The sequence below is a fragment of the Dysgonomonas sp. GY75 genome, from assembly GCF_015234155.1.
In the GTDB taxonomy this organism is placed as follows: domain Bacteria; phylum Bacteroidota; class Bacteroidia; order Bacteroidales; family Dysgonomonadaceae; genus Dysgonomonas; species Dysgonomonas gadei.
The window spans coordinates 132,750-152,955 of sequence record NZ_JADCLQ010000036.1 but is presented as its reverse complement, the minus strand read 5'-3'; the positions used below and the strand labels follow the sequence as shown (position 1 = coordinate 152,955).

At 39.7% G+C, this 20,206-nt stretch carries 15 protein-coding genes; 7 read left to right on the top strand and 8 right to left on the bottom strand.

What is annotated here, in order from left to right; translation table 11 throughout:
- Positions 1-12 precede the first annotated feature (12 nt).
- Positions 13-2,280, bottom strand: coding sequence for a GH92 family glycosyl hydrolase (locus tag IR083_RS13120; protein WP_194224656.1), 2,268 nt, complete (start codon positions 2,278-2,280; stop codon positions 13-15).
- Positions 2,281-2,653: 373 nt separating this feature from the next.
- Between IR083_RS13120 and IR083_RS13115 the strand changes: the two genes are divergently transcribed.
- On the top strand, positions 2,654-5,233 hold the full coding sequence (locus IR083_RS13115; protein ID WP_194224655.1) for a kelch repeat-containing protein: 2,580 nt from the start codon (positions 2,654-2,656) through the stop codon (positions 5,231-5,233).
- 56 nt (positions 5,234-5,289) lie between these two features.
- On the opposite strand, the gene metG is transcribed toward IR083_RS13115, so the two are convergent.
- Complete coding sequence (gene metG, locus IR083_RS13110; protein WP_410492885.1) at positions 5,290-7,359, bottom strand: methionine--tRNA ligase; 2,070 nt, start codon at positions 7,357-7,359, stop codon at positions 5,290-5,292.
- A 409-nt stretch (positions 7,360-7,768) separates the two neighbouring features.
- On the opposite strand from metG, the gene eco reads away from it, so the two are divergent.
- Positions 7,769-8,263: a serine protease inhibitor ecotin gene (eco, locus tag IR083_RS13105; protein WP_194224653.1), complete on the top strand. Its 495-nt coding sequence runs from the start codon at positions 7,769-7,771 to the stop codon at positions 8,261-8,263.
- Between the two features lie 56 nt (positions 8,264-8,319).
- On the opposite strand, the gene IR083_RS13100 is transcribed toward eco, so the two are convergent.
- The 3 genes from IR083_RS13100 to IR083_RS13090 form a co-directional block, all read right to left on the bottom strand.
- Positions 8,320-9,150: a LytR/AlgR family response regulator transcription factor gene (locus IR083_RS13100; protein WP_194224652.1), complete on the bottom strand. Its 831-nt coding sequence runs from the start codon at positions 9,148-9,150 to the stop codon at positions 8,320-8,322.
- A gap of 103 nt (positions 9,151-9,253) precedes the next feature.
- The gene (locus tag IR083_RS13095; protein ID WP_006799698.1) at positions 9,254-10,051 is read right to left on the bottom strand and encodes a LiaF transmembrane domain-containing protein; all 798 of its coding nucleotides are present in this window, start codon (positions 10,049-10,051) and stop codon (positions 9,254-9,256) included.
- Positions 10,052-10,168: 117 nt separating this feature from the next.
- A complete protein-coding gene (locus IR083_RS13090; protein ID WP_194224651.1) occupies positions 10,169-11,923 on the bottom strand; it encodes an LIC_10190 family membrane protein in 1,755 nt (584 codons plus the stop codon).
- 1,143 nt (positions 11,924-13,066) lie between these two features.
- Here IR083_RS13090 and IR083_RS13085 point away from each other — a divergent pair.
- The 5 genes from IR083_RS13085 (at position 13,067) to IR083_RS13065 (ending at position 18,223) form a co-directional block, all read left to right on the top strand.
- Positions 13,067-13,777 (top strand): phBC6A51 family helix-turn-helix protein, encoded by a 711-nt coding sequence (locus tag IR083_RS13085; RefSeq protein WP_194224650.1) that lies wholly within the window; start codon positions 13,067-13,069, stop codon positions 13,775-13,777.
- Between the two features lie 527 nt (positions 13,778-14,304).
- Positions 14,305-15,576: a serine--tRNA ligase gene (gene serS, locus IR083_RS13080; protein ID WP_194224649.1), complete on the top strand. Its 1,272-nt coding sequence runs from the start codon at positions 14,305-14,307 to the stop codon at positions 15,574-15,576.
- 99 nt (positions 15,577-15,675) lie between these two features.
- The gene (locus IR083_RS13075; RefSeq protein WP_006799694.1) at positions 15,676-16,200 is read left to right on the top strand and encodes an SPOR domain-containing protein; all 525 of its coding nucleotides are present in this window, start codon (positions 15,676-15,678) and stop codon (positions 16,198-16,200) included.
- Positions 16,201-16,613: 413 nt separating this feature from the next.
- On the top strand, positions 16,614-17,441 hold the full coding sequence (locus tag IR083_RS24900; protein WP_194224648.1) for an SPOR domain-containing protein: 828 nt from the start codon (positions 16,614-16,616) through the stop codon (positions 17,439-17,441).
- A 23-nt stretch (positions 17,442-17,464) separates the two neighbouring features.
- Positions 17,465-18,223, top strand: a complete 759-nt coding sequence (locus tag IR083_RS13065; protein ID WP_194224647.1) for an MBL fold metallo-hydrolase — start codon at positions 17,465-17,467, stop codon at positions 18,221-18,223.
- An 11-nt stretch (positions 18,224-18,234) separates the two neighbouring features.
- Here IR083_RS13065 and IR083_RS13060 read toward each other — a convergent pair whose 3' ends face one another.
- Genes IR083_RS13060 through pyrB form a run of 3 tightly spaced genes read right to left on the bottom strand, consistent with a single transcriptional unit; the run spans position 18,235 to position 20,203 of the window.
- Positions 18,235-18,813 (bottom strand): flavin reductase family protein, encoded by a 579-nt coding sequence (locus tag IR083_RS13060; RefSeq protein WP_006799691.1) that lies wholly within the window; start codon positions 18,811-18,813, stop codon positions 18,235-18,237.
- Positions 18,810-19,271: an aspartate carbamoyltransferase regulatory subunit gene (pyrI, locus tag IR083_RS13055; protein ID WP_006799690.1), complete on the bottom strand. Its 462-nt coding sequence runs from the start codon at positions 19,269-19,271 to the stop codon at positions 18,810-18,812. Before pyrI ends, IR083_RS13060 begins: the two co-directional genes overlap by 4 nt.
- A 14-nt stretch (positions 19,272-19,285) precedes the next feature.
- Positions 19,286-20,203, bottom strand: coding sequence for an aspartate carbamoyltransferase (pyrB, locus tag IR083_RS13050; protein WP_194224646.1), 918 nt, complete (start codon positions 20,201-20,203; stop codon positions 19,286-19,288).
- Positions 20,204-20,206: the final 3 nt, after the last annotated feature.

Sequence of the window (20,206 nt, the reverse complement as noted above, 5' to 3'; positions counted from 1 at the left end):
GATTGAGTTTTATTATTTATTCATACTGAACGATGGGGGTACAGCGTTATCGTCTGAAGCCCATTTTTTATTCGGATGTTTTCCCATAACCAGTTCGAGTTTTCCTCCGCGCATCAGTTCTTCATGCGAAAACCAGGATTTATTCCAATCTTTACCATTCAACTTTGCTGATTGGATGTATTTATTTTCGGGAGAGTAGTTAATTGCCACGACTTCAAATGATTTGCCGTTGCCGATATCCAGTTTTGCGCTCTCGAAAGTAGGACTTCCTATTACATACATCGGTAATCCGGGGGTGACGGGGTAAAATCCGATCTGGGAAAATACGACAAATGCAGTGAGGCCGCCCCCGTCTTCATCGCCGGGAATACCCATCACATCGTTTCTGAACCATTGATTAAGCAGTGTGTGTACACGCTTTTGAGTACGCCAGGGCTGTCCTGCATAATTGTATAAATACGGAATGTGCATTGCAGGTTCGTTCCCCATCGAGAATTGTCCGACATTACCGCTATGATCGGCATAAATATGATAAAAATCGGGTTTCCCCTTCCCCAGAGGGGTACTGTACATATCTTCAAGCTCTTTTACAAAGGCTTCTTTTCCACCGAGCATGTTCACTAAATCAGCAATATTGTGCGGCACGTCCCAGCGATATACATATCCGGTATTTTCATCATAAGCATCGCGTCCGCCAATACCCGGAGGAAAGCGGTAATCAAGGTCTTCCATAAATTTGCCTGAAGCATCTTTAGGATGGAAAAACTTAGTCTCTGGATTAAATACCTTATGGTAGTTTAGGCTACGTTTTGAAAAATAATCGGCTTCATCATCCTTCCCTAATTGTTTTGCAATTAACGACAGGCACCATTCATCGTAGACTGTACCTAGAGTGACGGCGATAGGCTGGCGTCTTTCCCATCCGTGAACTTCCGGAGCTGTTTCCTTTTCCCCCTTTGCCAGAGAAGGAAAGTATCCGTGTTCTTTGTAGAAGAGGTCTAATACTCCGGCCGGTTTGGACGACCAGGGAGCCAGCGTTTTTTCGGTGATTGCCGCTTTGCTCACATTGTATGCCTCTTCAAGATCGAATCCTCTCAGTCCCTTTATGTAGGCATCGGCGACCATAGCTGCCCCGTGATTCGAATTCATACGGCGGCTGTCGCCCGTCACTTCGGGAAAGTTTGGCATCCACGGATTTTTCATCTGGCGGGTCATTACTATGTATGAGTTAACCATATCATTTTCCATTTCAGGCTCGATAATTATGCGCAACGGATGAGTAGCACGGTAAGTGTCCCAAATCCAGTCGTCGGTATAGAATGGACGGCCTTCGTCATTGTGGACTTTTCCATCATAGGCGCTAAAGTAATTCCCGTCTTCCGAAATACAGATCATACGTTCGTAAGTACGGTAAAGAGAGGTGTAGAAAACTGTTTTGGCGTTTTCATCAATACCGGAAACCTGTATCTTTCCCAGTGTTGAATTCCATATGTCGCGGCCTTTTTGCGCTATGTTTTCCAGATTATAGTCTTTTATTTCTCTCCTTAGATTATTTTTAGCCTGTTCGGAACTTATAAATGAGACTCCGTAACGCACCTTTATTTGTTTGGTCCCGGCAGGATATTTCATCACATAAAAAGCGTTCCGGCCTTGTGTGGTTTTTTCGTTGCTATTTATAGTATTTCCTTTGTGAGTTCCAACTTCTGAAGGTTGTATGTCAGTTTCGAAGTAGATGTATACTTTTGTATTGTTGCTAAGATTCTGATATCCGTATACTGTATTTTTATCCGAATTGAGTTCCCCGTTCCGGGTATTGAGGATCAGATAAGCGGATTGATTACTATTTTCGAAATCGATGTAATAGATTCCTGCCTGATGCGACGGTGCATATTGGGCATGTATATTATAATCGTCGAGATCGACACTGTAATAATATGGTTTTATGATTTCGTTGTCGTAGCCGAAGTTGATTGTATTTTTTATATCTTCTACCGCTCCCTGATACGGACTCAGATTAAAGGCAGAACTTCCCCTATGGCTTGTGACGATCAGGGGAAGTCCTGCAATAGTATTGCCTGTATAATTCTCGCGTTCGGGATATACCCTGAGCATACTATTAGGTAAATGCACAGTCGGATAGGTTGGCACCAAAAGGTGGCTTATGTTACCGATGTACGGATTTACATAGTCGACAGGCTGACTTTTGTTCTGGGCATTTATATTGTTTGTTAGTAAAAACAGTAAAATTAAGGTATAAGAGACGAATATACTTTTCTTCATATTTTGTAGGAATGTTATATTCAAATAATGGCCTATTCGATTTTAGGGTTAAAAAAAATTGCTGAAAATGTTTATACAAACATATGTCTATACTATTAACCGGGGTATTAATTAATTATTAATTGGCGCGAAAAGGAACACTTTTGTCTTGTTTGTATACCTCTAAGCTATCCGTTAAAGTATACAATAAGGTAAGTCATTGATGCTGGCGTGAAGTGTAATTGTGCTGAGGAATAGATTGTTAGATTCTACTTAGCTGAAGAGAGCTTTTTAGTGGGTTTGTTTTCAATGAATAATTAAAATTTTGTATCTGATTATGAATAACTAATTTTATATAATTTTGTACTATGTGCGATACCTTAAAAGAAATAAGATGAAAATTACCATACTTTTTGTTTTTATTTTTTGTCCTTTCCTTACTATTATCTCACAATCCAAAGATATGGATAAAAGCTTTTCATATGGATTGAACTTCAAGTCTCATGAGGTAAATAAAGACGACAGGACTTCTCTTGATTTACTTCCCGATGGATTTTTAAAACTCTCAAAAGGATATACACTCGAATTTGATCTTAAACTTACCAACAGTAATCATACATACGGATATATATTCAGAATTATTGCAAATGATACTACAAGTCTGGATATGACGTCTTATCTGGGAAATAATCGCATCAATTTCATACTTAACGGCATACATAATACAAAAGCCTCATCGGAATATAAATACGAGCGCAAACAACTGGAAGGCAAATGGGTGAAAGTAAAGATAGAGGTTCGTGCAGGCTCAGTGACATTTTCCATAGATGGAGAAGAAATATTGATTGATACACCGGATAATTCATTGGGAATATCTACTATCGAAAAGATATACTTTGGGGCTAACAGGCATAAGTTTTTCTATACATCTGATGTTCCTCCTATGTCGGTAAAAAATATAGAAATAAAAGATGATAAAGGAAAAATTGTCCGTAGGTGGGATATGGGCAGGCATACTGTGGCTGCAGTATATGATGATACCAATGGATACAGGGCCACAGTATCGAATGGCATTTGGGAAATAGACCGTCATACAAACTGGAATAAGGAAATGAGTTTGATTACCAGGAATATTTATCCCCAGATTGCAACGGATTCTATTAATAACAGAGTATTTGTAGCTACAAATGATAGCTTATATATAATGCATCTGAAAAATAAGTCGGTACAACGTATAAAGGTCGGTGGAGGAAGACCTTTTCAGGGGGCATCCAGTTATCTTATTTATGACTATATAGCGGATAGGTTGGTCTCATACAGTATAAGCCATCCCGAACCGATGTTGTATAACTTTGATACGAACATGTGGTCGGGCAGCCCGTCGGATATGTCTTTGTATGTTCAGCACCACAACAGGTTTATAAATCCGGATACAAACCAATTGGTGGTATTTGGCGGTTATGGACTGTATAGGTATAGCGCCGCTTTATCAACCTATGATTTGAACACAGGGCAGTGGGAAACAAATGATCTTATAGACCAACTAAGCCCCCGCTATTTGTCTTCGATGGGGTATCTGGGAGATGGACAGATCCTGATTTTTGGCGGATATGGGAGTAAGACCGGATTGCAGGAGGCTTCATCGTATAACCTTTATGATCTTCATTTGGTGGATACTAAGGCTAAAACCAGTAAGGAGCTGGGGACACTTGAGGGAATGCCGGAACCTTATGTTTTTGGTAATTCGATGATAATCGATGTGGGGGAGAATAAGTTTTATACTCTTGCTAACAGAAGCGATGTTTATAAATCCTCCATACGCCTGATGGAAGTGAATATGAATGACTTTTCTTACCGGTTCCTGTCCGATTCCATACCATACAATTTTCAGGATACCGAGTCTTTTTGCGATATGTTCAGGTATAAGAATTCCGCGATATATGCGGTTATATTACAAAGGACAGAAAGGGGTGCATTTGAAACCGGTATATATTCATTGCTTTATCCGCCATTATCACAAACTGATATTTTGCAGGTACCCGGTGCAAGGAATACATTTGGTAATTCTCCGGTAACTTATATAATTATAGGACTGTTAGTTATTGTAATTCTTGTGGTAATTTATCTGTTGAGAAAGAATCGGATAGAGAAAGCCGCGTTGTCGCCTGTCGTTGGAGATAAAGCGTTCGTTTCTCCCCCTGTATTGCCTCAGGTACCTCACGCATATAAAGAAAAGAAACGCTCAAAAATATCGTTACTGGGTGGCTTTCAAATTTTCGATAGGGGAGGGAATGATATAACAGGCTTCTTCACTCCGGTAATCAGGCAGATGTTTTTAATGTGCTTGCTTGAATATATTGCTACGGGAAAAGGGGTGACATCTGAGCGTTTGGATGAGGAGTTTTGGTTTGATATGGGTAAAAATAAGGCTACTAATAACCGGAATGTGAATATCCGTAAACTACGACTCCTTCTTCAGGAAATAGGAGATGTAACTTTTCAGAAAGATAACAGCTACTGGCATGTAAGTATTGGGGACGATACTTTTTGCGATTATGTGACGGTAATGAATCTGTTACATGAAATATCATCTGCTGATAGAGTAATAGAAAAGTCGGTGATAGAGAAAATTATTGGAATTGCATCAGCTGGTTTGTTGTTGCCGAATATAGATAAGAGGTGGGTCGATAGATATCAGTCCGGTTATTCGGATCTGCTTATCACTACCTTACTGAAAGCGGCAAAAACAATAGAAATAAAAGATGATTTCCGCTTATTGGTAAAGTTGGCCGATGTAATACTTATTCATGATAGTATAGACGAAGATTCTGTGCAGATCAAGTGCCGGAGTTTATATAAGTTAGGGCAAAAAGGTTTATCAAAACAATGCTATGATAAATTTTGTCTGGATTATAAGAATATCCTGAATGAAGAACCACAACTCAAATATGACTCTATTATCCTTTCGGAATAGAAAATGCCGATATCCCATTCTACATTGGCATACCGGCACATTATCTCATTAAATTATTATCCTATCTGGCTACCCGGAGTTACGTCTTTAGGCGGCTGTATCAATGATAGTGTTCCATCACTGTCTTCCACAGACAACAACATTCCCTGCGACTCCACGCCTTTCAGCTTGCGTGGTTCCAGGTTAGCCACAAAGCATACCTGTTTGCCTACAAGGTCTTCGGGTTTGTACCATGCTGCGATACCCGATATGATTGTACGTTTGCCCATTCCGTCGTCTATAAGGAATTGGAGCAGTTTATCAGCTTTCGGCACTTTTATGCATTCCAATACTTTGCCTACACGAAGGTCGAGTTTTGCAAAATCATCGAATGCTATATTTGCTTTCTGAGGGGCAACCTTTATCTCCACTGCCTGTTCATTTGCTTTCTTCGTGTCAAGTAACTTTTGTATTTGTTTTTCGATCGTTTCATCCTCTATCTTGGCAAATAACAGTTCCGAAGGGTTTAGCTGATGGCCAGCCGGCAATAGATCTATTCTGCCCAGTTGTTCCCATGTCAGATTATCTTTATTGATAAACTGCCGGATTTTCTGTACACTGAATGGTAGGAATGGTTCGAATGCAATAGACAAATTCGCTGTCAGCTGCAATGAAATATTCATAATGGTTTCCACGCGTGCCATATCTGTTTTAGCCACTTTCCACGGTTCGGTATCTGCCAGGTATTTATTCCCTATACGGGCCAGGTTCATAGCTTCTTTCAGCGCGTCGCGGAAGCGGAATGTTTCGAGATACGACTCCACCACTTCTTTTACGTCGGCAAACTCTTTCAGGGTTTCTTTATCGTAGTCGGTCAACTCGTGTATCTGCGGGACTTTGTTGTCGAAATATTTTTGAGTAAGTACCAGCGCACGGTTGATGAAGTTTCCGAGTATGGCGACCAATTCGTTGTTGTTACGGGCTTGGAAGTCTTTCCACGTAAAGTCATTATCCTTAGTTTCAGGAGCATTTGCCGTAAGCACATAGCGCAGAATATCCTGCTGTCCCGGAAAATCTTCGAGGTATTCATGCAGCCATACAGCCCAGTTGCGGGATGTGGATATTTTATCTCCTTCGAGATTCAGGAATTCATTTGCCGGAACGTTTTCAGGCAAAATAAACGAACCCTCTGCTTTGAGCATAGCAGGGAATACGATGCAATGGAATACGATATTGTCTTTACCGATGAAGTGAAGCAATTTTGTGTCTTCCGATTTCCACCATTTCTCCCAGCTGTCAGGCAATAATTCTTTTGTATTCGATATATAGCCGATAGGTGCATCGAACCATACATAAAGCACTTTTCCCTTGGCATCCGGGAGAGGAATAGGTACCCCCCAGTCGAGGTCCCGGCTTACGGCACGGGGTTGTAATCCCATATCCAGCCATGATTTGCATTGTCCGTATACATTCGATTTCCATTCCTTATGGTCTTCGAGTATCCACTGGCGAAGCCATGACTCGTGTTTATCGAGAGGCAGATACCAGTGTTTTGTTTCGCGCATTACAGGCGTTGAACCGGAAATTGTGGAACGGGGGTTTTTCAGGTCGGTAGGGCTTAAAGATGTTCCGCACGATTCGCACTGGTCTCCGTATGCGTTCGGATTGCCGCAATGCGGACATTCACCCATTATATAGCGGTCGGCAAGGAACATTTGCGCCTCTTCGTCGAAATATTGTTCGCTTGTCTTTTCTTCAAAATCTCCGTTTTGATATAGTTTGAGGAAAAAGTCAGAAGCCGTTTGCTTATGTATCTCCGAACTTGTACGTGAATAGATATCGAAAGATATGCCGAAGTCTTCAAACGACTTTTTGATTATGGCGTGATATTTATCTACGATATCCTGTGGCGTCACACCTTCTTTCTTGGCGCGTATGGTAATAGGTACGCCATGTTCGTCAGAACCTCCGATGTGTATTACTTCCTGGCCTTTCAGCCTGAGGTAACGCACATAAATGTCGGCAGGGATATAAACGCCTGCCAGATGTCCGATATGGACAGGCCCGTTGGCATAGGGGAGGGCCGATGTAACGAGGGTTCTTTTGAATTTCTTAGTCATATAGTATATTGTTTTATATTTTTTCAGAATATCAGGATGCAAAGATAGAAACTAAAAAGGAAAAGATATTTTTTTTATAAATTAATTCGTTTCTATTTTCCATGTTAAGAAGATTATATAAACAAATCGGACTGTCTGGGTGTTAACTAACCGGATATATGGATGCAGCTTTTTAACATTTTATTCATCTATATAGTATAAGTGATTAAGAAACTGTTTAAATTTTATAGCAAAGCTTTTTCATAGCTGATTTTAGATGGATTTAGTCATTTTTACTTGCAGGTTTAGCGGGCTAAACCCAAAGGAAAAAGGGCAAAATACGCTAAAAAGAGCATTAAAAAGTTGCTAAGAATATTTATCAGATTCTATCATAATTATATTTTTCGCTAAAATTTAAACAGTTTCTGAATATAAGTATTAATTAAAATAAGGAAAAATGAAGAACTTAACAAAAACAATGCTGACACTACTTTCGGCTGTAGTATTATTATCATTCACAACTTCAATGAATGCACAGGGTAAAAAAATAGATTTAGATAAAGAACTGGCTGCCTTCCCTAAAGCAGAGGGTGATATGGTCAGGCATGTAATAGAGTTGAAAAAGAAGTCTGACGAATCTTTATACAAAGTAGAAATAATTCCGGGAAAAGTGATGAGCGTAGACTGTAATCATCACTCGCTTATGGGTAAACTGGAGGAAAAAGACCTGCAAGGTTGGGGATATACTTATTATGAGTTTACTTCCGACGGGCAAACCCGTTCTACAATGATGGCTTGTAACAAACCGAACGAAAACAGGTTTGTGAGCGGTCAGACTCTTATCGTAAGATACAACAGCAAATTGCCGATTGTAGTATACGCGCCAAAGGGTTATGAGGTGAAATACAGGATATGGAAAGCTGATAAAGAAAAAAGTACGGTAGAGAAGTAAGTGTTTCAATATAAAAGAAAGAGCCTGAATCTGTGTTGATTCAAGCTCTTTTATTTTTACAAACCCAGCGTCTTTTTCAAAGACTTATACCCACTCAGGCTTATGCGTACCTGTCCTCCGTTTTTCAGTTTCAGTAACTGGCTTTGCTTGTCATAGAGCTCTATCTGCGATATAAACTCTATATTGACTATGCTGGAACGGTGTACCCTTACAAATTTATCTTGTGGCAAACCGCTTTCGAACGATTTCATGGTTTGCTCCTTCAGGAATTTCCCCTTTGTAGAGTGTATCATTACATAATCGCCTTCGGCCTGTAGGTGTATGATTTCGGATACCAGCACTACATCTATCTTTTGCCCGTTTTTTACGGCGATACGTTCCAGTGTTTCATTATTTTCAGTTTCAATCACAGGCTCTTGTATATTGTCCGGGAGTTCCTTGTCTTCTTTCTCTTCCCCGATCGGTATCCCGGCAACCTTTTCCTCCGATGGGTACAATCGTGTAAATGTTGCTATTGTAAGACTGTATACGAGTAATGCCAGCACTACGCGTATAGGGACCGTGTGTAGCAGGGCCGTCCATTCACCTTCGGGGAATACCATGTATAGAACCAGAAACTCGATACAGAGCCAGCAAGCTACAAAGAGGATGGCCAATGCGCTGTAATTGATAAGTTGTTGCCTTACCGGAAACGATGAAATATGACTGTATTGAGCTATATTCCTCAATAATAGGAGCAATACCGAAAGAACAATCCCCGATATGGCTGAATCTGTAGTCAACACAGATTCTGATACATCCACCAGCGATTTCATACATATATATAAAATAATGGCTGCTGACAATGCTATGAGAATATGTATGTAAACCAGTTTGCGGTTTTCCATTTCACAGAGTATTAAGTGAAAGAAAGTATTTGATGCAACATCGTTTAATAGTAACCGGCTATTACTGTCGCAGATACAAAAGTAAATAAATAGGTATGAGACCTTAGTTTCTTATTTCACCGCTTCCGAACATGGCACTCCCTTTGATTACCAGACGTGGCATACCGGTTTCTCTTATTTTTTCACTGAAATGGTATCTTTTATCTTCGAAAGAACCCAGCAAGGAGTTGCTTTTTAATTCTACAGCCCAGTCGGATGGAATATAGATGACAATACTGCCGAACATCACATTGGCTTCGAGTACGCCCGCGAATTCGCTAAGATTTGCCCGGCGTAAGTCTATAATCAGTTCTCCGAACATCACATTGGCTTCTCCTCCTTTAAAATTCTGAGAGAGGACGATTTGCTCAGATCCGCCAAACATCAGGTTCTTGTCAATATAGTCGGCACTGTTTTGTTCTGCCGGATTGAAGTGATCATTTGTAGACTCATATTTGTATTCTTTTCGATGGCTCTTTTTCGCAGAGGGGAATGAGCGGCTTATTACTAAAAGAATACCGCCGGCAATAAGCAGGACCGGCCAGTATGTTTTGATATCTATATCGAACCGCACAAAATATTCGGGAAATACATTGCACAGAACAGGGTAAATAAAAAAAGTACCGACAGCCAGAAGAACGAAACCTCCCACATATTGTCTTTTCAGTAACGTCCATATACCTAATACAATCAGAAGCATTTGCCATGATATCAGTATCCGTTTGTATTCTGTAGGTATAATGCCCAAATTGAGGAACAGGTACACTCCTCCAAAAAGAATTAAAAAGAGGGCAAATCCGATACCATTACCATTGCTATTTCCTCTTTTAAACAGGTGTTTATCTTTAAAGTTTCTTTCCATAAGAATGCGTTTTATTAGTTTCTGATGTAAAAGTACATTTGTTGAAGTTAACAGGCAATGATAAATCGACAAACAAATACTATTTCCCGACGAGCGAGGAATAAATAACTGCAAATATTATTTCAGCTGTTTCACTCTGAATCCATTCTGCAAGCTGTTTCCCCTGGCTTCCACTGTTTTTATATCCTGCATTTTCCATTCTTCGGCAATGGCCGCATCTCCTGTACACGGAAATATGCCAAAGCAAGAACCGGTCCTTTGAGTGGTTATATAGATCGTGATGCTATCGTTGATTTTATAGGGGATTATTTCGAAGGTCAGGTTATGCGATGTCTTTTCAAACAGGGCTGAATCCTCCATTTTATATTCTGCCGGATAAGGGCGATAAAGCATTACCAAAACATAATCCTTTATATTTCTTTCTTTTAAAGCGTGGTAATACTGACTGCCGGCTTTGGCGAAAGATATGAAAATGAGCATGGTAAAACCTGCAATAATAATGTTTCCCGTTTTTGCCCCCATTCTTTTATTGTCTTTCAGTATCAAGGAAATGGCAAAAAACAGCATGGCGAATATTACTCCCGCGCAAAACCTGAAATCGCGAGCTGTCAAAAGCCAATATATCATATTTATACTTAATACAACGAAAATGAAATACATATATGCAGGGGTGTTTCCTTCCTTTCGGATATACCAAAAGCCTGTAATAAAGACAGCGATAACCGACAGGAAGAAATAAGTTGTCCATGACAGGAAAAAAGTAGAGAACGTAAGGTTTTCCAAATAATGGAGTATAGCATAGCCGAAACCTCCGTTGCCGATTTCACTGATGTATTCACGTTGTTTGATAAGGACATATTGCGGCACTTTCCAGTCGAAGGAAAACAAATCTATTTCTCCTAACGGATACACCAGATAGCCTGTAATGATTACATTCCGTATGAGCCAAAGTACGATGACAGCCATAGCACTGAGACACGGAAACAGCATTTCTTTATATTTCTTTTCTTTGACCAGTTGGTAAATTACATACAAGCTAATCAGGCAGAGCGGAGCGAAGAGTAGTTTATACGTTACCAGACTGATGATAACAAATATATACAACAACGGCTTTTTTCTCAGATTGTCCGGATATAATATCAGGCTCGATATAAGATAGAAGACGGCCAGATTAGGAATTGTATCGGTAGAAGTATCTGCAATGCCTTCTTTCGAAAAATAAAATAAGAGAAAGTATAAAACGAGCAGAATCAGGCGCTTAATTTCGAATCGGCTATTTATTGTTTCATATAATATCCATATGGCCAGTAGTATAGCCAATGCGCTCTGTAAACCATAAACAGGTTGCCCGAACAGGAAACGTAATGTAAATATGGAGCTAATCAACAGGTAGTTAGAGTTGAATCCCAATCTGTCTTCGAAATTCCCCAATCCGGGAATAACGGCAAAATCTTCATTCCACCGGATATTTTGGTAATGGTAATAATTGGGATCGAAACTGAGGAAGGACGAATAGAGGCACAGGATGCAGAACGAAAACAAAGCCAGAGCTATAATGAATAACCGGATAATAGAAAGTCCCTGTATCTTTTTTAGAACGCCATTAACCGTTTTTTGCAAGTGCTTTTTCCTGAAAACCCAATATATAATCAATAAACCTAAAAACGTAAATAATACAAATTGATTAGACGGGATAAATAGCGACGATAATGATAAGGGAATGAGAATGGCGCACATCCCGATAAGGAAGCGGTCAGTCAAAGAATAATTTGATTTACTTCGGCATAAGGCTTGATATAAGTATATGAAAAAGTCCCCTGTGGAAAACAGGACGAATAAAATAATAAGCCAGGATACGAGTATTGCAATCATTATTTAGCCGGAATCATTAAGGCCGCAAACCTATTTGTTACTTCGAAAAATAAAAATGGAAAGTCGCCCTTATTTTTCATAGCAGGCAAATATATAAAATATTTATTGATGTATTGCCGGCCGTATAGGGCAAAAAATAGTAAAGCTATAACTACGCAATATATGGACACGCGACGTCTGTGCGAGCAGGGGATTCCGTTTGCCCTAATTTAGAATGCCATGTTATTTATTATACGTTACTAAATTATTTTATATACTTTTGATACATGGTTTATTTTCCTATTGTTATATTTTATATCTTCTTTGGAATAGGTGCTGGGATCCGTTATTTATACTTCCGATTAATAGGGAAGAGAAGGAAATATGAGACCATTATAGCTCCTAATCTCCAAAGTCTTTGGAATTTTCTGTTATCTTTTCTTATTATAGCGGTAATCTTATTTTTGGTATATCAATGCAGTGTTCGTACAATAAAAAGGGACGATGTGCCAATAGAAGTTTTGATGAACAAAAAATATTAAATCCATTTTTCCATCCACTTACGCGCTGCTGCCGCGCGATTGCATCGCGTGGTAATACCGCCACCTATTTACAACAGCAAAACTGATGAAATATATATCATCCGGATTTTTGAATTTATAATTACGACTCATACTATCTGTCATTTTCTTTTTACTTATATATTACCACGCGATACAATCGCGCGGCAGCAGGGGAAAAAAATTATATTACTTCGTATAGAAATCGCTTTAATATATTAAGTTGGTAAAGAATATTTTCTTTGGTTGTTTTCATTTTGTCATTGACACTTCTATCATATTGGCAGAGATCATGTTTTGAATCATATATATATATCTGTATATGAAATCCTATGTCCCCACCAATTTCAACTGCTATATTGCAATCAACAAACTCTATATTCCAATATGGACCATATGAATTACTCGATTTAAGATGAAATTTGGGTAATTCTTTTAAAAAGAATTGTTTTGTTATGTATATCCATTCATTTTCTACCATATTGTGTTCCATAAATTCATCTGCTCACCTGCTCGCACGGGACATCCGCACGAACTTCAAATTTATCAAAAAAACTTTATCTATATAAGAAACTAATTATTAACATTAATATTTAAGTATCTTATGAAGTATAAAGAAAAAATTGCAACAGAGATTATCCGGATGATAGAGCAGGACTTGTGCAGCATATCTGAAATCTGCAAATCATTTCAAATCAGCCGTAAGACATTTTACGAATGGAAAAAGGTAAAGCCTGAATTCGGAGAAGCGGTAGAAGAGGCCATCGACCACCGCGAAGATGTGATGATAGCTTCGGCACGCATAGGTCTGAAACAACTGCTCGAGGGCTACGTGCAGAAAAAAGAGAAGATCACCTATGTTCCCGATAAGAACGATCCTGTAAACGATGTGGAGAAATGCCGTGTAGTGGAAAAGAAATTCTGCCCGCCGAGCATCCGTGCTATAAAGTACGTACTTGACCGGGAGGAAAGGAAGAAAGACAAAGACCGGTTACTGGCATCGGAGCGCCGTCCGTTGGTCATCGAAGTACAGGATGAAGAAACCAAACGGCAACTGATGATCTTACAGGAGAACGGCTTCCGTCCGGGCGGCTCGCTCAATGCGGAGGTAGTGGCGGCCGTGGACAGGAAACTGGAGGAAGAACTAAAAGTGAAAAGTGAAGAATTAAAAGTGAAAAATGGGCAAGAGCAAACTGAACAAGGGCAAGTTATAGAACAGATGACTGTCGCTCAACCATCCGCCGCTCCGGTGGAGAAACCCAAGGTGAATCTTTATCCGTTTCTGCCTCCGGGATACACATCGAGAACGGATTGAGGAAGGGGAAAGTAGTAAGTAATGAGTAGTAAGTTGAAAGTTATATGAGATACGAGTAGACGAGATACAAGTTATTAACTGCTTATTGTTTGCTGATACATGTGTTACCTTTGTTACTTTTTGGGAAAACTGTAGGGGCGGAATATCTTCCGCCCGAAATAGAAAAAGGTCTGCGGGCGGAAAATATTCCGCCCCTACAAAAGAATGCAAAAACTGTAACCTTTGTTACCTTTTCAATCAGTTGAAAGTTGACAATGGACAGTTGACAGTGGTCGATAAAATAAAGAGTTTCTAATTATTAATTCTTCATTCTTAATTATTAATTGTTTTCTGTGTTACTTTTGTTACCTTTTACTTTCTATGGTCTTCTCTTTTGGGATTAAGGGCTGTTAACAGGAAATATGTCTGATAAAAAGAATCTGAAACAATGGGCGGGACTTAAAATATTTTTAACTTTGTAACTCGAATATTGTTATTAAACATACGGAAATAATAAAATAGGTCTATGACCTGAAAAAACAGATAGAATGTTGACGCTGAAAACCATTAGTGAGAATCCGGGGCTGGTTATTAAAAAACTGGCTAAGAAACATTTCGACGGAAAAGAAATAATAGAGAAGGTACTGGATATAGACCAGACCAGAAAGAAAACGCAAACAACACTTGATGCAAGCCTCGCCGAATCCAATAACTTATCCAAACATATCGGGCAACTGATGAAGGAAGGGAAAAAAACTGAAGCCGAAGCCGCAAAAAACAGGGTGTCGGAATTGAAAGGCGAAAATAAAATACTAGAGGATGCTTTGCGTCAGGCCGAACAGGATTTGCAGGATTTATTGGTGCTTATACCCAATCTTCCCGCCGATGAGGTGCCCGAAGGCCGCACACCTGAAGATAATGTAGTGGAACGTACAGGAGGTGTCATTCCCGATTTGGGGGAAGATGCCCTTCCTCACTGGGATCTGGCGAAGAAGTATGATTTGATAGATTTCGAACTTGGTGTAAAGATATCGGGTGCAGGTTTTCCTGTTTATAAAGGAAAAGGAGCGCGCCTGCAACGTGCATTGATTAATTATTTTCTGGATAAGGCTCGCGAAGCCGGATATCTCGAAGTACAGCCTCCGTATGTGGTAAATGCCGCGTCTGGCTACGGTACAGGCCAGTTGCCGGACAAAGAAGGTCAGATGTATCACGCTACTGTAGATGATTTATATTTGATACCGACGGCAGAAGTTCCGGTAACAAATATTTATCGTGATGTAATTTTGGAAGAGAAGGATTTTCCTGTGATGAACACTGCATATTCGGCTTGTTTTCGTCGTGAAGCAGGTTCATATGGAAAAGACGTAAGAGGACTGAATCGTTTACATCAGTTCGATAAGGTGGAGATTGTGCGTATCGATAAACCGGAACATTCTTATCAATCGCTGAAAGAAATGGTTGCTCATGTTCAGTCATTGGTAGAAGAGTTGGGCTTGCCTTGGCGTATTCTTCGTCTGTGTGGCGGAGATATGAGTTTTACTTCAGCTCTTACATTCGACTTCGAAGTATTCTCTGCGGCACAACAACGATGGCTGGAAGTAAGTTCTGTATCTAATTTCGAAAGCTATCAGGCCAACCGTTTGAAATGCCGTTACCGTGACGCCGATAAAAAAATACAGTTGGTGCATACTCTGAACGGAAGTGCTTTGGCTTTGCCGCGTATAGTTGCCGCTTTATTGGAAAATAATCAAACGCCCGAAGGTATTCGTATACCGGACGCATTGGTACCGTATACCGGTTTTGAATTTATTAATTAAAGTGAAAAAGGAACTATTTGAGTCAAGAAACTGTTATTTTAAATAGTTAATGTATTATTTTTGTGCTAATTGTTAAAACTAAGATAATTATAAAAAGTTATGAATAAAAAATTAATTGGAATCGGATTGGCTATTGCCTTTGTTATAGGTTTTGGTTCATGTAAGCCAAAGCAGAGTGCCTATAAATCGGTATACGAGGCAGCTAAAGAAAGGGATGTGGAAGATAATACAACATCGGCTGCTGTTTCTAAACCGGCAGAAACCACGCCAACATATACTGCAAGTACGAATGAATCTGTACGAAAAGAGAAAGTTACTCCGGTATATGAAAGCGATGCAGCAGGGTTGAAAGCATATAGTGTTGTAGTTGCTGCTATGGCAATGAAGCCCGGAGCAGAATCATTGAAAGAAAGATTCGGAAACGATGGTTACAATATTATTCTGGCTCGTAACGAACAGGGTATGTACCGTGTGATTATTGCAAGTTACGATTCTAAAGAGCAAGCTGTAGCAAAGAAAAATGAAATTTTAGCAAAATATGCGGAACTGGGAGAACCTTCGACATTGAAAGCTAAATATGGTATCCCATTCAATGACTGGTGGATACTTCAGAGAGAGTACTAATTCAACAGATAAATAGTATAAGGCAGGGGGAGCAATTAATGTTTTCCCTGTTTTTTTGTTATCTTGTTCAAAAAAAATTATCTATATGTGAGGGGTTAAGAGAAACCCTTTCAGAACTCCTGAAATTGTTATGTAATTGTGAATAATCAAAAGTTTAAAGAAGCGGTTAATCTTACCAAGTTAAAAGTGGTGTAGTTTTGTAACTTTCTTTGTATAAGAATATTGTTTCCTTTTGTTTTTTTCTATCTTTGCATATCAAACAGCAATAAAGACTTACTATTTCATTCGCAAAACACATAGATTTTATGAAAATATCGGTACACACAACTTTACTTTTAGCTTTTATCTTTCTTGCTTTACCATGCAAATCCCAGAAAAATCAAGATAAAAAATATAAAAGTTTTTATCGTTCAGTGAATAAAGCACATGGAGAAATGCCGGTGCAAACCAGCCGGGTTGCAGACCCGGATATTATAATCGAAAAAATTACAGTAGCCGAGTTAGACTCTGTGATGAAAAATCTGGCAGGAGTAACGGATATCATGCAGGGCGGAAAATCGTTATTGCATCCGGTTGTTACATTGGAATTGGATCCTCATTCTTCAGCTTCTCAGGCTCTATTTGGCTGTGTTGAAACTTTAGACAGGGTTCCTGAAGTTGGGAAAGGCTCTCCGGAACCGAAAATTCAGAGTTTCCCGATGGTGAAGAAAACTCGGATGGTTGCCTCAGTTACACCTCCTCCTGCGAAAAAGGCTACAGAACCCGCGCGTGCGACTATAACGCCGTCGGGTACGACAACTGCTCCCGTAGCTGCAGCATCGAAAGCTGCCACAACTGCTCCGAAAACAGAAACGGCAACACCAGCATCAAAACCATCGACATCATTTCGTGCGTTCAATGATTCAGACTGGAAGCTGTTTCGTTCTGTGGATGTGAAATTGGTAGATGAGGCAGATAACGGATATATGAAGAAGTATGCTATTGTGCTGGGGACTTTCAAGAGCCTGAACAATGCTGAATTCATTAAGCGGACATTTAATGGATTAGGAGAACGTTCTACTGTAGCGAAGAGTAATCAGGGAATATATTATGCCTTGTTAGGTAGTTATGATTCTGAGACAGATGCTATTCAAAAACTGGAAGAAGTAACAAAAAAATATACAGAAGGAGTTTCAAAGACAAGGCGTATAAGCCGTTTTGGAATACCTCTCGACGATTTATGGATTTTGATACTTAAATAAGCGAATTAGAATAAATTGAAAGAATGAGGATTAAATTCTTGGGGACAGGGACGTCTACAGGAGTACCTGAAATAGGATGTCGATGCGAGGTATGTACCTCCGATAATATAAAAGACAGACGCTTACGAGCGTCTGTCTTGGTGAGTATAGATGACACAAGATTGTTGATTGATTGTGGCCCTGATTTCAGAGAGCAGATTATACATGAGGAATTTGCTGCTATCGATGGCGTATTGCTTACGCATGAGCACTACGACCATGTTGGAGGATTAGATGATTTGCGGCCGTTTTGCAAATTTGCAGATGTTGATATTTACGCCAATGATATTACATTAGATGCTCTAAGGAAGCGTACTCCTTATTTTTTTCTGGAACATAAGTATCCGGGGGTTTCTGCATTATTGTTACATGAAGTAGATAAGGATAGATCTTTTATAATTAAGAATGTGGAGGTGCAGCCTATCGGTGTTATGCATTATAAACTCCCTATTCTGGGTTATCGTATCGGTAAATTTGCATATCTCACCGATGTAAAATTTATTCCGGAAGAAGAGTATTCCAAATTGGAGGGCGTGGATATATTGGTCATAAATGCATTACGCATGGGAGAACATATATCACATCTGAGCCTGTCGCAAGCATTGGAGGAAATTGAGAAGATAGCACCTAAGAGGGCTTACCTTATCCACATGTCGCATGGCATAGGTTTACATGATGTGGTGCAGCGAACTCTGCCTGAGAATGTATTCTTATCCTATGACGGGCTGGAGGTATTTATATAGTGATAGGATATTTATAATTCCTCGTCTTTCTTCTTTCTGACAGTCCAGCCGAATCCTCCGATTTTATTGCCCAGTTCGTAATACTGGCCGTGTGAATAAGCTATGGGATTTGCATCTTCGAGACTGAATTTGCCCGTTGTGCTGTCAATGTACTTCTCATCGGCTTTCACGTTTACTACGTCGGCAATAAACATATCGTGTGAACCGAGACTAAGTATTTCTTTTACCCGGCACTCTATATTTAAAGGTGATTCTTCAATGATTGGGGCCTGTACTACAGAAGCTTTTCCTGCAGTCAGTTTCATCTCTTCAAATTTATTGAAGTCTTTGCCTGACCTGACACCGCACCAGTCTGTTGCATAAGCCAGTTCTTCGGTGGTGATGTTTATCACAAACTCCATATCCCGTTTGATGATATTATAGGAGTGACGCTCGGGGCGAACAGATATATAGCACATTGGCGGATTGGTGCATATCGTTCCCAGCCAGCTGAGGGTAATGATATTATACTCATCCGGATGACTTCCGCAACTAATCATGGCAGCAGGCAAGGGGTATATAAGAGTTCCCGGTTTCCAGTCTTGTTTCATTTCAGGATAATCTCGTCTTTCTTTATTTTTACACTGCAATAATGGCATTGCAACTCAATATTCTCTCTGTCGATAACATCGAATTTTGTAGGCATGGGTTCATTGTTGGTAATACATTTGGGGTTGTTACACTTCATTATGCCCTTTATCTTCTGAGGGAGGATAACTCGTTTCTTCTCCACGACTGTATAGTCTTTAATAATGTTTAATACAACATTGGGCGCAATCAGGGCTATCTTGTTAATGACTTCTTCTTCAAAGAATTTGTCGGAAATCTTGATGATGCCTTTGGTATTCATCTTTTTGCTCTCCAGATTATTGCCTATGGTAATAGGATTGCTTAGCTTTTCAAGTTCGAGTAGTGAAACTACTTTGAAAACTACATTTGAAGGTATATGGTCTATAGCTGTGCCATTGCAGAGAGCAGCTACCTGTAATTCTTTCCTTTGTTCTTTCATGTCTTTAATTGCAATTATTCTACATTAATATTCAATGCATCACATATAACGGCTTCGCGGGTAAAAACTCCGTTCTTTGCCTGCTCAAAATAGTAGGCCTTAGGGCTGTCGTCCACATCCTGTTGTATTTCATTGACACGAGGAAGAGGATGCAATATTCTCAAGTTCTCTTTTGTATCGGCTATCATATCTTTCTTGAGAATATACACATTCTTGACTTTTTCATACTCCATCAGGTCTGTGAAGCGTTCGCGTTGTACACGGGTCATGTAGAGTATGTCTGCATTGTTTATTACTTCGGGAGAGAAGTCTGTGTATTCTTCGTACTTGATATTGTGCGAATCACAGAAATTTTTGTATGTCTCAGGTAGTCTTAACTCTTCAGGGGCTACAAAGTTGAATGTAGGATTGAAGTGTGACATCCCGATTATAAGAGAGTGCACGGTGCGTCCGTATTTCAAATCTCCGACCACTGTTAGTTCGAGATTCTCCAAAGTGCCCTGCGTTTTAAATATAGAGTAGAGGTCGAGCATCGTTTGTGTCGGATGCTGGTTGGCTCCGTCCCCTGCATTGATGATTGGTATAGAAGATACTTCCGAAGCGTAGCGTGCAGCTCCTTCCAGATGATGGCGCATAATAATGATATCGGCATAATTATTTACCATGGCAATCGTATCTTTGAGGGTTTCCCCTTTCGAAGAACTGGTAGTTGCAGCATCGGAAAAGCCAATAATGCGTCCCCCCAGTCTGTTTACCGCAGTTTCAAAGCTAAGGCGTGTACGCGTAGAGGGTTCGAAGAAAAGGGTGGCACAGACTTTTCCTTCCAGTAATCTTCGGTTAGGGTTTTCATCAAACTTTTTAGTCAGATTGATTATTCTCAGAATATCTTCTCTGGAATAATCAGTAATGGATACCAGGCTTTTGTTGCACATATA